The sequence below is a fragment of the Nitratiruptor sp. YY08-10 genome (assembly GCF_016629565.1).
Lineage (GTDB): Bacteria > Campylobacterota > Campylobacteria > Campylobacterales > Nitratiruptoraceae > Nitratiruptor.
Window position 1 is genome coordinate 335,050 of sequence record NZ_AP023057.1, and the last position, 15,019, is coordinate 350,068.

Here is a 15,019-nt window from a genome sequence, read left to right on the forward strand (position 1 = left end):
TTGGTTTTTTTGAGTTTTGAATGATATGAAAAAAATGATTAAGAATAGCTTAATTTAAACTAATTTTTAGCTTTTGCTTTTGGTATAATTATACCAATTTTACCCAAAGGATATGAATGCTTGTAGCCCCAAGTATCTTGAGTGCCGATTTTGGAATTTTGGCTAAAGAGGTGATCGATATTTGCGAAGCTGGTGCGGATCTTGTCCATGTGGATGTTATGGACGGCCATTTTGTGCCAAATATGACGATCGGACCGGTTGTTGCCAAAGCAGTTGCCGCAGTGGCTACGAAGCCTTTGGATGTGCATCTGATGGTGGAAGACAACAGCTTTTTTATCGATCTTTTTGCCTCGCTGAAGCCAAAATTTATTTCGTTTCATTACGAAAGTGAACAGCATCATCATAGAGCTGCGCAAAAAATAAGAGATTATGGTATCTCTCCTGCAATTGTCATCAATCCAGCAACTCCGGTTAATGTGCTTGAAGAGATCATCAAATATGTAGATATGGTACTTTTGATGAGTGTCAATCCGGGTTTTGGAGGGCAGAAGTTTATCCCAATTTTTGACAAAATCAAACAGACGAAAGAACTGATTGAAAAGCATAATCCTTCGTGTCTTATCGAAGTGGATGGAGGAGTGAGCGATAAAAACATCCATGAGCTGAAAGCCGCCGGTGTTGATGTAGCGGTTGCTGGAAGTTATGTCTTTGGACACAAGGACTATGCACAGGCAATAGCGAGTCTCAAGGTATGATGTGCGAGTAAAGATCTGCGGTATTACAAATTTTGAAGATGCACTTGTTGCGATAGAAGCCGGTGCAGATGCTTTAGGATTTGTCTTTTATGAGAAGTCTCCCCGCTACATTCATCCCCAAGAGGCAAAAACAATCAGCAAAAAGCTTCCTCCTTTTGTAGAACGGGTCGGACTGTTTGTTTACGAAGAACCTGCAAAAATCGATGAAATCTGCTCATATTGCAATATGAGTCTTGCCCAGATCCATTTTGACGTGGAAGAGTCTTTTTTTGAACAGCTTCAAACAAAAACGTTGCCAGTAGTCCGGGCAAAAAGTGCTGAAGATATCTTAAAATTTTCCGATCGCTACAGGCTGGTAGATGCGTATGTACCGGAGTTTGGAGGAGCCGGCCGAAGAGTGGCACTGGAGTGGTTCGAAAATATAGACTGCTCAAAAATCGTTTTGGCAGGAGGTCTTAGTCCAAAGAACGTTTTGGAAGTGAAACGGTACGGTTTTTACGGTGTAGACGTAAGTAGTGGAGTAGAGACTCGAAAGGGAAAAAAAGATCCCCAAAAAGTTCGAGAGTTTATCCAAAAGGCAAAGTTTGAATAAACTGGAAAAACTGGCTTTCAAATTGACCAAAAAACCGATGCAAAAAGAGCAGTTTTTTGGGCTTTTGCAAAATCTTTTTGGCTTGTTTGAAGATCCTCAAATTATTTATGAAACACTCAAAGCCAGAGGATTCCCTTTGGATGAAAAAGAGAATACAATTTTTTTGAAAACAGCGGTAACGCCATACCAAGAGCAGGAGTTTGTCGTTGTCGATATCGAGACAAATGGAAGCAAACCGGAATTTGCCCAAGTGATTGAGATAGGAGCCATCAAATTCAAAGGCGATACAATTATTGATCGCTTTGAAAGTTTTATCTATGCCGAGGATGTCCCTGAGTACATCAGTAAATTAACCGGTATTATACAAACAGATTTAGAGAATGCGCCTTCTCAAAAAGAGGTTTTGCTGGCTTTTAAAGAGTTTTTACACGATGCGGTTTTTGTTGCTCATAATGTACGCTTTGATTACAACTTTATTTCCAGCAAACTGGAACAGCTTGGTTTTGAAAAGTTGGCCAATAGAAAGCTTTGCTCCATTGATCTGGCGAGAAAAACGATTCAAAGTGAACGCTATGGTCTGGAGTTTTTAAATGAGAGTTTGGGGATCAATACTGCTGTAAGCCATCGCGCATATGCCGATGCATTAACAGCATATAAGATTTTGCAGATGTCTTTTGAAAAATTGCCAAATGATGTGAAAACCACAGAGGATTTGATCAAATTTAGCAAAAGTGCGAAACGGAAAAAAACAAAAAAGACTACAAAAGCTTCTGAATCAGCTTTGCCCCCAAAAGATCTCCCCAGTTGTTCACAGCAGTCCTGAACATATCCAAAAACCGATCAACGGTAATGATAAGTGCTATAGCTTCAACAGGGAGTCCTACGCTGTCAAGGACCATCGTCATCATAATGAGTCCTGCTCCCGGTATTCCAGCCGCACCTATAGAAGCAAATGTGACTGTTACAAATATAGTTATTTGCTGAACAAGACTTAATTCCACTCCGCTGATATTTGCAATAAACAGTACTGCAATCGATTCGTACAAAGCGGTACCGTCCATATTGATGGTTGCTCCAAGAGGCAGAACGAACCCGGCTACTTTTTTACTGACTCCTCCTTTTTCCTCGGCAACTTCAAGACTTACAGGCAGTGTTGCAGAACTTGATGCGGTGGAAAAGGCGATCAATGGGGCTTCTTTTATCTGAAGAAAATAGTGATATGAGTTAAATCTTCCAACGAAATATCCAATGGATGGAAGGGTGATAAGAGCATGCAGCATAAGAGCAAGAAGGACCGTCAATACATAGCTGTATAACTCAAAAATCGGCTCCAATCCATTTTTGGCTACTGTTGCAGCAATGAGGAAAAAAACGCCAATCGGTGTTAAAGCGATAACCCATTTTGCAAGAACCATCATCGCATCATTAACACTATCAAAGAAGTTGTAGAGCACTGTTCGTTTGTGTGATTCGATGAAGAGAGTAGCGATAGCAAAAAGGATCGTAAAAAAGATAATGGGTAAAATTGCCCCTTTGCTTAAAGCTTCAAAGATATTGGCCGGAATAAAGGAGAGCAAAAAGTCCGATAGTGAAAGCTCTTTTTTTTCAATCGTTACATTTTGCGGGATTTGCAAGAGATGTTCGCCGGCACCCGGATTGATGAGATGAAAGATCATGATTCCAAGTAGCACTGCGAGGGCCGTTGTGCTCAGATAATACAAAAAGGCTTTTAAGCCAATGGATTTGAGTTCCTCTTTGCCACTTAATGATGCGATAGCGATAAATATAGAAGCAAATACCAAAGGAATGATAAGCATTTTTAAAAGTTTAAGATAGATTTGGCCAACTACTTTGAGTTCAGTAGAGAGTGCGGGAAAAAAGTAGCCAAAGGCAATTCCCGCTCCAATAGCTATAAGCGTGAGGTTTTCTACGCTCAAAAGCTTTTTATGAGCCATGAGCCTCCATAAAGAGCTGCTATTATTGCCATATAAAGAGCACTTGTTCCTATAATATTTGCATTTTGACAGGAAGTACAGTTTTTATATTTTTTGGTTTCATATCGAGCATAGATTGCATAAAAAATAAGCCAAGCAAATTCCAATAGAAAAAGAGGCGTATTGTATGTTAGAACAAATCGAGCAAAATTTACGAATATGGCAAGGAGAAGCAAGAAGAAATGACCCACCAAGAAGAGACGAAGGGCTGTTAAAATTCTGTCTTTGATGAAATAGGTAGGACAAGTGTCACCGTAGCTTCCGTACTCTTTGAAAAACTTTTTCTGCTCTTTTTTTGAGAGCTTATCAAACAGATATCCACCAAATACCATATCGATCTTTCGCTGAAGCAGAACTGCTTCATCATCTTTGGCAATATAAAATTTTTGGTTGCCTTGAAGATCTTCATACATGATCTTTATAACAGGATAGCGATTGACGGTCACTTCTATGTTTGGTAAACTCTCATCACTTTCCGTTGAAGCAAAATATTGTCCCTCTTTCCCATAGATCGTGGGATTGATCATCACTTCATAGTTGCCATCCTTCTTTTTCAAAACGATGATGCGTAGAGGTACACCGATTTGGATAGCGGCAAGTGCCTGGAGGTTGTTCTCTTCAATTGTCTTTTTAATCTCTTCGACGATTTCATTGATTTTTGGATCTTTAAAGTCTCGGACAAAACCTGAAATTTGTAATAATGTATGATCAGGATAGGTCAGAATCTTTGCCATTGAGTTCCTTTGAGGTATAAGGGGGCAAAGCCCCTTGTTTTAGTGGTGAGATTTAGAAACGACTGCCAACATTTTGAGGTTGATGATGATAAATCGGATAAACTGCCAGATTTTGCATGTTCTTAGGAATCGCTGAAAAGGTCCTGGAATCATAGTTCCGTACGTTTTATCATCATATGGTGTAATGTTCTTTTGTATATCTTTGTAATCTGCCATTGTTGCTCCTTTTTCTTATTCAGGGATGAGTGTCCATCCTGGTTTGAGTTGCGCTTTCCACATAAACATGTAGTGCAAGATATGCTTGATCCAGTGACCTGCAAGACCAATCTCACCAAAAGTGTATTCTGGATCTCGTCCGGTTCCTGGGAATCTGTCATAATCTGGTACAACTGGATAAACTGTCAATGCTACGGCTGAACCATTCCAGATACTTTTACCAGTTGAAGCCACACATGCTGCACCCATTTCTGCCATAGAAGCGTGATGACCTTTCTCTTTTACTTCTTCTAGGCTGTATTTTCCTTCGATCACATCACACACTGTTCGTGCGACAGTTTTACCGATGATTCCTGAAGGCATACCGGTTCTTGGAGGTGCCGGAGTGATTGGTGTACCGTTGACAGATTTTGCCGGTTTAGAAATTGGGTGAGGAGGTGCAAATGCGATACCTACTGCAAATATATTTGCATAATCTGGGTTTTGATAATATTTTGGCCAGTCGCTAGCTTTCCACTCTTCAAAAGGTTTCGGAGTGTAGTCTGCATCTACTTTCATAAAACCGTTTGGAGCGAAAACTTTATCTGTAATGTCATTACCAGCTTTATCATATGCTTTAAGACCTACACCGCTAAATGGAGGAATGAGCATTGCAAAATCAAATGTCTCTTCGCCTTCTGTTCCATCAAGAAGTTCGTACTGGAGTTTTCCTTTTTGTACTTCTTTGACGTGAGCTCCTGTGATCCAGTCAACACCACGTTCCGCAAAGAGTGATTCAGCCAATACTTTAGAGCTTACAATATGGCCACCCCATTTGATATGAAGACCTGCAACTCCGAAGTCACCAAGGAACTGCTCATTTGAGATCCATTTGATTTCCGCTTTATCTCGAACACCTGCTTCTCTGAGTTCATGCTCGATGTTGAAGATATACTCAAACGCCGCCCCTTGACAGGTACACATACCATGACCTGTACCGATGAGGAATTTTACTTTTTCCCCTTTTTTCATGCGTTCAATTGCATTTTGAAAATGGTTGTTTGCTTCAGCAGCATGTTGATAAGTACATACTGAAAGTGAGTTTCCTTCGTCTGGTCCAAGTCCAGGAGTCGCAGCAAAGTTGAGTTTTGGACCTGTAGCATTGATGAGATAGTCATACTCTACCTCTTCAGTCTGGCCTTTTTTGTTTGGATCAGTATATTCGATTGTAACAAATGGTCTATCGCTTCCCTCTTTTCCTTCTGGATGGATGGAAACAGCTTTTGCCTGTCGAAAGTCGATGCCAGCCTTCTTATATACAGGAGCCAATTCGAAAATAACATCCTCTGGCTTCATCTCACCGACACCGACCCAGATATTGGATGGAATCCAGTTCCATTTACTGTTCGGAGATACTACTACTACTTCATGTTTGTCGCCAAGCCAATGCTTTGCAAAAGTAGCAGCAGTATGTCCGGAGACACCAGCACCTAATACAACGATTCTTGCCATATTTGCCCCTTTTTTGAATTTCGATACACATTATTATAGGGCGATAGAGTTTAAAATAAAATTATAAGGAATATAAACTAATTTAATCGACTAAGTATGTGATGAGCAAAACTTATTTTTATAATAATATATGCTTATGATATTGAATTGATGTATTCATTTTTAAAATGAACATACCGTTTTGCACTAGCGTAGAGTTCGCGAACCTCTTCTTCACTCAACTCTCGTACCACCTTTGCGGGACTTCCAAGTATGAGGCTTCTTGGTGGAAACTTTTTTCCTCCAGTCACCAAAGCTCCCGCTCCGACGATTGACTCTTTGCCGATGACAGCTCCATCCAAAATGGTAGCATTCATGCCAATCAAACAGGCATCTTCGATGGTACAGCCATGAAGCATCACACGATGGCCGATTGTAACATCGTTTCCTATAATAGTAGGGAATCCATCGCTCATGTCCGGTTTTTTATAATGGGTAACATGGATCATGGTAAGGTCTTGAATATTGGTACGATCTCCTATTTTGATGTAGTGTACATCTCCTCGTATCACACATCCAAACCAGATAGATACATCTTTGCCCATGGTAACGTTTCCAATAACCGTCGCATCAGGAGCGATCCATACACCTTCTTCTTTTTTTGGAAACCACTCTTTGTATCGTAAAAGCATCAACTCTCCTTCAATAATCTTCTAGCCAGTCTTTTGGCTTTGGAGGTGCTGTTCTTTTGATGTGTAGAGTGAAGTAGCTTTGCATACTCTTCCATAAGCCGTTGCGAATCGATAGGCGGTTTGTTTGGTTCAGGCGTTTTTTTGATATAGTTGCCATCAGATTGTAAGATTCTGGCTTTGACATTGTCTTTGAGTTGAATATTGAGTATCTCGATGAGCCTTTCGGCGATATCTTGATCAAAAATAGGACTCATCAGCTCAATCCTTCTTTCCAAATTTCTTGGCATCCAGTCTGCGCTTGAGATAAAAACTTGCGGTTTTGCATGCCTAAAATAGAATATTCTGGCGTGTTCGAGATATTTGCCGACGATGGAGATGACCTGGATATTTTCGCTGATTCCTTCTATTCCTGGCCGAAGGCAGCAGATACCTCGCACGATAAGATCGATTTTTGTCCCGGCCATACTCGCTTTGTATAAAGCGACGATGATATCGGGATCGACCAAAGAGTTCATTTTGGCAACGATATGACCTTCTTGTCCTCTCTTCGCTTCCTCTTCTATCATCTGCAGTAGTTTTGGTTTGATCTGATACGGAGACATATACAATGTACTCAGTTTTGTCTTTTTGCTAAATCCTGTGAGAAAATGGAAAAATTTTGTTGCATCATCTACGACCGCCTTTTGAGCAGTAAAAAGACTCACATCGGTGTAAATTTTAGCTGTTTGGGGGTTGTAGTTTCCTGTTGCAAGATGCACATACTGTCTGAGTCTGTCTCCATCTTTCTTGATAACTTGTGCTATCTTTGCATGAACTTTAAATCCTGGAATCCCAAAGATTACATGTGCTCCGGCTTTTTCCAGTTCTCTGGCCCAGATGAGGTTGTTCTCTTCATCAAAACGCGCTTTGAGTTCCACCATAGCCGTTACCTGTTTGCCACTTTCGGCTGCATCGATGAGGGCTTTGACGATGGGAGAGTTTTTTCCAACGCGGTAGAGAGTCATTCGAATAGCCAAGACATTTGGATCTTTGCTTGCTTCGGATATGAACTTCACCACAGGATCAAAACTTTCATATGGATGATAAAGCATTACATCTTCATGATCAATAATGGAAAAGATGGGCTCTCCCGAATCCAATGGTGGCAAAATCTTAGGGGTATAGGGTTCAAAAAGCAGATGAGGGAAATTTTTGTTGCTGACAATTTCCCAAAGACCTGCAAGGTTGAGTGGAATGGAATATCGATAGATATCTTCTCCGTGGATATGAAGATGCTCGTTCAAAAATGCTACAAGATCTTCATCGGCATTTGCTCCAATTTCTAAGCGGACAATCTCTCCTTTTCTTCGAAGTTTCAGTCCTTCTTCCAATAGTTCCATAAAATCGTCCGCTTCCTCTTCTTCTATTTCGATATCTGCATTTCTGGTAACCCGAAAAGGTGTACTCGCTAGTGCGTTGTATCCCGGAAACAAAGAGTTGATATGGGCTTGTACGATTGATTCGATGGGAATGTACGTTGCCTCACCGAGTTGTACAAAGCGGGGCAGAACCCGAGGGATACGGACAAGTCCGTATTTGATATCGTTTGGATTGTTTGCATCAGCCAGTTTGAGTGCCAAAGCGAAACTGAGATTGTTCAGGTGGGGGAAAGGGTGGGTTGCATCTACAGCGATTGGTATGATAACCGGATAGAGATTGCTATAGAAAAATTTATCGATCTCTTTTTGCTCTTCACTGCTCAACGCACTGTAGTTTTTTAGATGCAGACCCTCTTTTTTCAGCGCATTGATAATTTCGTAAAAGGTATTTTCAAGAGACTTTTTTTCTGTATGCAAGTAGTTTCTAATAGCTTGAAGCTGTTCCAAAGGGGTCATTTTGTCCGGACCGGTCTCTAGTATACGGTATTTATAGAGTTTTTTAAGTCCAGCGACGCGAATCATGTAAAATTCATCCAGGTTTGTGCCGTAAATGGCAATAAATTTTAAACGCTCAAGAAGAGGATTGTTTGTATCTTGTGCTTCTTCGAGAACTCTGGTATTGAACTTGAGCCAGGAGAGCTCTCTGTTGATATAGAGCTTCGGATCTTTCAAATTCATGCAACCCCTTTTACATTTTTATAATATTTTAGTCCGATTTTATCAAAAAAAACGTAGAATTTTTGGAAAGGAGAGGATATGAAGATAGAAAAGTTGATAGAAAACTACAAAGAGTTTAAAAGAATTCATTTTAAAAAGTATGAAAATCTTTTCGAAGAGCTTGTGAAAAAAGGGCAGCAGCCAAAAACCTTTTTTATAGGTTGCAGCGATTCGCGAGTAGTTCCGGACCTTTTTACGGGTGCGAAACCGGGTGATCTTTTTATCTTTCGCAATGTGGGCAATTTCATCCCCCCGTTCAAACCGGATGCGGACTTTCATGGAACGGCTGCGGCTATCGAGTATGCGGTGAGTGTCCTGAATGTTCAAGATATTGTCGTGGTGGGACACAGTCACTGTGGAGCATGCGCGAGCTTGTACCAAGAACTCCCGCAAAGCGAAGAGCTTATTCATACAAAAACATGGCTGCAACTTGGAAAACCGGCAAAAGAGACGGCCATTGCAGAAGTGGGAGAGGAAGATAAAGAGACTTTGTTACGAGCAACCGAACGGTTTAATGTGGTAGTACAACTGGCAAATTTGTTAACCTATCCTGCTATTTTAAGACGTTTGGAGGAAGGGAGCCTATTTGTGCATGGCTGGTACTACAAAATAGAGAGCGGAGAGATAGAATATTTTGATGAAGAGGATGAAAGATTCAAGCCTATAGCGCTTTGATCTTTTCTGTTTCGTCTCTGAGTCTTGCAGCCTCTTCGAATTCTAATCTTTTTGCTGCTTCATGCATCGCTTTGCGTAATTCTTTGATGATCTTCTCTTTTTCTTTGGCCGGGAGTTTATCCATCTTTTTTCTTTTTTCGTAGAGTTTGTCCAGGTCTTCGGATTTGAGATTTTCATCGAGTCTTCTGTGCACAGTCTTTGGTATGATCCCGTGGGCTTTGTTGAAAGCATCCTGTTTGAGTCGTCTTTCGATTGTCGTTTTGATGGCTCTTTGCATCGAGCCTGTGATTTTGTCTTCTACTGCGTTTAAATCTTCTAAATTGTGTAAGACTGTTCTTTGCTCAATTTTGTCTGCAAACATCACTACTCGGCCCTCGGCATTTCTGGCAGCTCGTCCCATAGTCTGGATGAGACTCGTTTCACTACGCAAAAACCCTTCTTTGTCTGCATCCAAAATAGCTACAAGGCTTACTTCCGGCAAATCCAACCCTTCTCGAAGCAAGTTGATGCCTATGAGTACGTCAAACTCTCCTCTTCGTAGACCTCTGATAAGCTGATTTCTCTCAATTGCATCAATCTCTGAGTGCATATATCGCACTTTTATACCAAGATCGGCGTAGTATTTACTCAAGTCTTCTGCCATCTTTTTGGTGAGTGTCGTAACCAAAACTTTGTTGCCTTTGGCTGTCTCTTTTTTGATCTCATCGTGAAGGATCTCTACCTGATGGCGACTAGGAGCAAGTTCAACCAAAGGATCAAGAAGGCCCGTTGGACGAATGATCTGTTCAGCTACTACACTTGAGAGTTCCAGCTCAAGCTCTCCCGGTGTTGCCGAGACGAAAAGATAGTGTGGCGCTTTGTTGATAAACTCATCAAATTTTAAGGGTCTGTTATCCAGAGCGCTAGGAAGTCTGAAACCATACTCTACCAGCACCTCTTTTCGACTTCTGTCTCCGGCATACATACCGCGAAACTGTGGCAGACTCACGTGAGACTCATCGACGATAATGAGGTAGGGTTTACCTTTGGCTTCGAAATAGTCGATAAGAGAGTAGGGTGTTTTACCCGGCTTTTTGCCTGTGAGATGTCTTGAGTAGTTTTCGATTCCTTTACACGTCCCTGTGGTCTCAAGCATCTCCAGGTCAAACTCCGTTCTTTGTTTAAGACGCTGATACTCTACCAGTTTGTTTTCTTGTAAAAAGTAGTTCAGTCGCTCCTCGAGCTCTTTTTCTATCGATTTTATAGCTTCGGCGAGTCTATTTTGTCCTACGATAAACTGATTTGCCGCATACAAAGTGATCGTTTGCAGCTCTTGCAGCTTTTTGTTGGTAAGTGGATCAAAATAGTAAATAGACTCTATTTCATCCCCAAAAAACTCTACTCGTATCGCTTCATCTTCAAAATAAGCCGGATAAATGTCTACGACATCGCCACTGACACGAAAATCACCGCGATCGAAAAATTTGTCGTTTCGTTTGTACCCCATCTCAAGGAGACGAAAGAGTAGCTCTCTTTGGCCGATCTCGTTGCCTACCTCAAATTTGAAAACCATTTTTCGATATTCATTTGGGTTGCCAAGTCCGTAATTGGCGCTGACTGAAGCAACGACGATCACATCATCATACTCCAGCAGACTTGCAGTGGCTGAGAGTCTGAGACGCTCCAGCTCTTCATTGATGGAGCTGTCTTTTTCTATGAAAAGATCTTGTCTTGGCAAGTACGCCTCTGGCTGATAGTAGTCATAGTAGCTGATGAAGTACTCTACATGATTTTTTGGGAAAAAGTGTTTAAATTCGCTGAAAAGCTGGGCTGCCAACGTTTTATTGTGCGTCATGATGAGCGTTGGCATCTGCAATTTTTCTATGATTTTTGCCATCGTATAAGTTTTGCCGCTTCCGGTAACGCCAAGAAGGGTTTGATAGCGGTTTCCCTCTTTAATGGAGAGTGAGAGTTTTTCGATAGCCTGAGGCTGATCCCCTGCTGGTGGATAGGGAGTTGTCATTTCAAATTTTGCCAAGAGACTCCTTTTTTTGGTTATAATTATACAAAAATTAAACAAAACTTAAAAGGGCTTTGATGGAGCAGATGGATTTAGTAGAGAAACTCTCTCATAAAATCGAAGAGATGATGCAGCGATATACAAGAATGAAAGAGGAACTTGAGACTCTGAGAAGGGAACTTGTAACATGTAAGGCGGCAAACGAAGAGAAAGAGAAAGAGATCGAACGTCTTCGAGATGAGTTGGCTTTAAAGAATATGGAAATCGATGAGATTATCAAAAAAATCGAGCAGTTTATGGGATAACCGTGAAGAAAATCACATTGAAAATAGAGGGCAAAGAGTATGAAATCTCTTTAGAAGAGGAGTTTGCCAACTATTTGCAAGAAGAGCTTGACAAGGGCAGTTTTAATGTAAAGACCATTAAAAATCTTCTCCATGCATACTTAAGAAAATCTTATGAATGTTTCAAACTTCAAAGAAAGCTCAACGAACTCATCAAAAAAATAGAACCTTAAGCTCTTTTTAATCTTAACTATCAGATAATTTTCTTATGCAGGAAGACCTGCAAAAATCAAATAGAAGGAGTCGTCATGAGACGTGGTGGTTTTACAATGATCGAATTGATCTTCGTAATCGTGATCCTGGGTATCTTGGCTGCAGTAGCGTTGCCGAAGTTCGTAGGTGTGAGTGAACAGGCAAGAGAAGGGAAACTTAAGGCGTTTGTAGGTACGTTGAACCGAACAGTTGGACCAGCCGTTTGGAGTAAAGCTATAGCGAACGATGGATCTGGAAAAATAGCTAAATTAACTTTGTCAGATGGAGAAAAAAATCTCTCTGCTTATGTAGATATCCCCCAAGAGATTGATGCATCTACTGTTGATTTAAGTAAGTGTAATGACAATACTCAATTCAAAACAATTGCAGAGACAGACGATAATGTAATGCCAGGGGATTATACAATTACATGTCGGGATGGAAATTCTACTAATGCTCCTGCCTTTCAACTTGTTGACTCAAGTGGTAAAGTATTAGCAGGACCTTCATCTTAATTCATGAAAAATGCCTTTACTATGATCGAGCTCATTTTTGTGCTCATCATAATCGGGATTCTTGGAGCTGTTGCAATTCCAAGATATTTTGGAATAGAGCAGCAAGCAAAAGAGAATATCTCAAAATCCTTTGCAGCGACGATGACGCGGACCGTGGGACACTCCCTCTGGTCCAAGTCGCTTAGCGAAGGAAAAGATGGAAGCATAAAAGGTGATGGAGATGGAAACAGCTCTACGTTTTATGGAAGGAGTTTGGAAGTGTATGTAACCATTCCAGACTACTTCGATAAAACGACTGTGAATTTTGAAAACTGTGTACAAAGCGGTGCAGTAGCCAATCCATTTATGAGAAAAAGCGAAAAAGGAAAATACAATCTTTTTTGTCGTGACGGTAACAGTACGAATGCACCGCTTTTTGTGATAGACGAAGGAGATACTCATCAGTTTTAAACGAGGATTTACGTTAATTGAACTTATTTTTGTCATTATCGTCATTGGAATTTTAGCCAGTATCGCTCTTCCGAAGATGAGAGAAGGTATACGACAGGCAGACCTAGCCAATGTCAAATCAAAAGTGACTGCGATACGAAGTGCACTTCAAGTCCAAAAAACAAAAAATATATTGAAAGGCAAATCACCGTATCCAAATAGTTTGGATGATGGTACCTGCCTGTTTGGAAAAATTTTTAACGGGGAGTGTACCACGGATCAAAATAATGGCGGGTATTGGCGTGAAATCAATGCGACAGCCTATGAAGCGAAATTAAAAAGTGGAGATATTATACGATTTATTTACAATCCATCCAATGGCACATTTACTTGTGATACAATACACACTTCAGACTCTTTATGCAATAATTTTTGATGCAGTTCTTTGAGGTAGCACTCCTTGGACGACCCCTTACATTAACGTATCGGTCTGAAAAAAAGCTCCATATCGGCGATATTGTTGAGGTACCTGTAAAATCGAAAATATACAAGGGTGCTATATTACAACAAGTGGATAAACCCTCTTTTGAGTGTGCAGAGATTGAGCATAGTACTTCCTACTATTTTTCTCATGAACAGCTCAAACTTGCTCAGTTTATCGCTACCTACTATGTGTGTCATATAAGTGAAGCACTGCAGCTTTTTCACCCTTTTGACAAAGAGACGGTGTATGAAAAGAGTGATATCGATGTAAAAGATATAGTGTTATCCAAAAAACAGCAAGAGGCTTTGCAGTTTGCAAAAGACAAAGGTATCTCTCTTCTTTTTGGCGATACTGGAAGCGGAAAAACGCAGGTGTATCTGGCATGGATGAAAGAGGTTGTACAAAGTGGAAAAGAAGCTATCTTTTTGATGCCAGAGATTGCTCTCACCCCCCAGATGCTCAAACGCATCGAAGCTGTTTTTGGTGATAGTGTCGCCCTTTGGCACAGCAGGCTTAGCAAGAAAAAGAGAGAAGAGACGCTGCAAAGAATACGTAAAGGTGAAATAAAAGTTATTGCCGGACCAAGAAGCGCTCTGTTTTTACCTCTGAAAAATCTTGGGCTCATTGTCGTGGATGAAGAGCATGACGATAGCTACAAATCCCAAAGCAAACCGAGGATTCATGCAAGAGACATAGCTGTTTACATGGGAAAGACATTTGATATTCCAGTACTTCTTGGAAGTGCTACGCCGAGTGTGAGTAGTTCCAAGCGCTACCCATCTTTTCGCCTCAAAGGAAGCTATTTTGGCGGGCAGAAGCATTTTATATTTGATAGTTCTCAAGGTGTCTCGACGCAGCTTTTAAGTGAGCTTCAAAAAGTACTTGAACAAAAAAAGCAGGCTCTCATCTTTTTACCTACACGAGCCCATTTTAAATATCTTATCTGTCAAGAGTGCGGTGAAGCGGTGAAGTGTCCCTACTGCGATGTGGGAATGAGTGTGCATTTTGATGAGCATGCATTAGAGTGTCACTACTGCAATTTCAAAGAGTACATTCCAAAACAGTGCCCATCCTGTGGATCATCAGAACTTTCTACGAAACGATTGGGTACTGCCCAGATACAAAGTGAATTGCAGTTGCATTTTCCAAGTGCGAGAATAGAGCGGTTTGACAAAGATGCGGTCTCTACGCAAAGAAAACTCGAAAAGCTTATCAAAGAGTTTTCTCAAAAAAAGATAGACATTTTGGTTGGTACGCAGATGCTTTCCAAAGGGCACGATTATCCAGATGTAGCGTTGAGTGTGGTTATGGATATTGATTATGTGCTGGCGATGGCGGATTACCGTGCGAGAGAAAGAGCGGTATCGCTTTTTGTTCAGATTGCGGGACGAGCAGGAAGAAAAGAGTCTGCCAATGTTGTAGTGCAGACAAAAAACGAAGCATTTTTTGACAAATACAAAGAGTATGATCTTTTTTTGCAAGATGAGCTTGCATTTCGAAAAGATCTCTATCCTCCTTTTACTCGTTTGGCGCAGCTCAATTTTGCTCACAAAAATGAATCAAAGGCTAAAGAGGCGATGGAGCAGGTTTTAACGTGTTTGAGAGGTTGTGAGAAGATAGAGATCGTTGGATATGGACCAAATGCCATAGAAAAGATTGCCGGCAAATATCGCTATCATATTCTTTTAAGATCCCCATCTTCGAAAGCTTTGTTGCAGGCTATTTATGCGTGCAAAAACGATCTGTGCGATGTGGATATGGATCCGGTGCAGATAGGATAAGTGTGCTATAAT

General features: G+C 40.9%; 17 protein-coding genes. 10 read left to right on the top strand and 7 right to left on the bottom strand.

Annotation, left to right across the window (positions count from 1 at the left end; translation table 11 throughout):
• Positions 1-116: 116 nt before the first annotated feature.
• From rpe to JG735_RS02020, 3 genes are read left to right on the top strand one after another with little or no spacing between them, the layout of a single operon-like run.
• Positions 117-755, top strand: a complete 639-nt coding sequence (gene rpe / locus JG735_RS02010; protein ID WP_201335180.1) for a ribulose-phosphate 3-epimerase — start codon at positions 117-119, stop codon at positions 753-755.
• Position 756: 1 nt separating this feature from the next.
• On the top strand, positions 757-1,347 hold the full coding sequence (locus JG735_RS02015; RefSeq protein WP_201335181.1) for a phosphoribosylanthranilate isomerase: 591 nt from the start codon (positions 757-759) through the stop codon (positions 1,345-1,347).
• Positions 1,340-2,170 (top strand): 3'-5' exonuclease, encoded by an 831-nt coding sequence (locus JG735_RS02020; RefSeq protein WP_201335182.1) that lies wholly within the window; start codon positions 1,340-1,342, stop codon positions 2,168-2,170. Before JG735_RS02015 ends, JG735_RS02020 begins: the two co-directional genes overlap by 8 nt.
• On the opposite strand, the gene JG735_RS02025 is transcribed toward JG735_RS02020, so the two are convergent.
• From JG735_RS02025 to JG735_RS02050, 6 genes are all read right to left on the bottom strand, one after another.
• Positions 2,106-3,302: a dicarboxylate/amino acid:cation symporter gene (locus JG735_RS02025; protein ID WP_201335183.1), complete on the bottom strand. Its 1,197-nt coding sequence runs from the start codon at positions 3,300-3,302 to the stop codon at positions 2,106-2,108. The two genes, JG735_RS02020 and JG735_RS02025, sit on opposite strands and share 65 nt — an antisense overlap.
• A complete protein-coding gene (locus JG735_RS02030; protein WP_201335184.1) occupies positions 3,281-4,075 on the bottom strand; it encodes a peptide deformylase in 795 nt (264 codons plus the stop codon). Before JG735_RS02030 ends, JG735_RS02025 begins: the two co-directional genes overlap by 22 nt.
• 39 nt (positions 4,076-4,114) lie before the next feature.
• Positions 4,115-4,291: a hypothetical protein gene (locus JG735_RS02035; protein WP_201333324.1), complete on the bottom strand. Its 177-nt coding sequence runs from the start codon at positions 4,289-4,291 to the stop codon at positions 4,115-4,117.
• A 15-nt stretch (positions 4,292-4,306) separates the two neighbouring features.
• Positions 4,307-5,782: an NAD(P)/FAD-dependent oxidoreductase gene (locus tag JG735_RS02040; protein WP_201335185.1), complete on the bottom strand. Its 1,476-nt coding sequence runs from the start codon at positions 5,780-5,782 to the stop codon at positions 4,307-4,309.
• A gap of 134 nt (positions 5,783-5,916) precedes the next feature.
• A complete protein-coding gene (locus JG735_RS02045) occupies positions 5,917-6,453 on the bottom strand; it encodes a gamma carbonic anhydrase family protein (protein WP_201335186.1) in 537 nt (178 codons plus the stop codon).
• Positions 6,453-8,549: an RNA degradosome polyphosphate kinase gene (locus JG735_RS02050; RefSeq protein ID WP_201335187.1), complete on the bottom strand. Its 2,097-nt coding sequence runs from the start codon at positions 8,547-8,549 to the stop codon at positions 6,453-6,455. The genes JG735_RS02045 and JG735_RS02050 overlap by 1 nt, the downstream gene beginning before the upstream one ends.
• 78 nt (positions 8,550-8,627) lie before the next feature.
• Here JG735_RS02050 and JG735_RS02055 point away from each other — a divergent pair, with 78 nt between their 5' ends.
• Positions 8,628-9,263: a carbonic anhydrase gene (locus tag JG735_RS02055; protein WP_201335188.1), complete on the top strand. Its 636-nt coding sequence runs from the start codon at positions 8,628-8,630 to the stop codon at positions 9,261-9,263.
• Here JG735_RS02055 and uvrB read toward each other — a convergent pair.
• Positions 9,250-11,280: an excinuclease ABC subunit UvrB gene (gene uvrB, locus JG735_RS02060; RefSeq protein WP_305080211.1), complete on the bottom strand. Its 2,031-nt coding sequence runs from the start codon at positions 11,278-11,280 to the stop codon at positions 9,250-9,252. The genes JG735_RS02055 and uvrB overlap by 14 nt on opposite strands.
• Positions 11,281-11,339: 59 nt before the next feature.
• Between uvrB and JG735_RS02065 the strand changes: the two genes are divergently transcribed.
• The 6 genes from JG735_RS02065 (at position 11,340) to JG735_RS02090 (ending at position 15,007) form a co-directional block, all read left to right on the top strand.
• Positions 11,340-11,567: a hypothetical protein gene (locus JG735_RS02065; protein ID WP_201335189.1), complete on the top strand. Its 228-nt coding sequence runs from the start codon at positions 11,340-11,342 to the stop codon at positions 11,565-11,567.
• A 2-nt stretch (positions 11,568-11,569) separates the two neighbouring features.
• Positions 11,570-11,779: a hypothetical protein gene (locus JG735_RS02070; protein WP_201335190.1), complete on the top strand. Its 210-nt coding sequence runs from the start codon at positions 11,570-11,572 to the stop codon at positions 11,777-11,779.
• A 75-nt stretch (positions 11,780-11,854) separates the two neighbouring features.
• Positions 11,855-12,313, top strand: a complete 459-nt coding sequence (locus JG735_RS09885; RefSeq protein ID WP_201335191.1) for a type II secretion system protein — start codon at positions 11,855-11,857, stop codon at positions 12,311-12,313.
• 21 nt (positions 12,314-12,334) lie between these two features.
• A complete protein-coding gene (locus JG735_RS02080; RefSeq protein WP_236584147.1) occupies positions 12,335-12,763 on the top strand; it encodes a prepilin-type N-terminal cleavage/methylation domain-containing protein in 429 nt (142 codons plus the stop codon).
• Positions 12,764-12,839: 76 nt separating this feature from the next.
• Positions 12,840-13,178, top strand: coding sequence for a hypothetical protein (locus JG735_RS02085; RefSeq protein ID WP_236584157.1), 339 nt, complete (start codon positions 12,840-12,842; stop codon positions 13,176-13,178).
• Entirely contained in the window at positions 13,178-15,007 is a 1,830-nt protein-coding gene (locus JG735_RS02090) for a primosomal protein N' (RefSeq protein ID WP_201335193.1), read from the top strand. Before JG735_RS02085 ends, JG735_RS02090 begins: the two co-directional genes overlap by 1 nt.
• Positions 15,008-15,019: the final 12 nt, after the last annotated feature.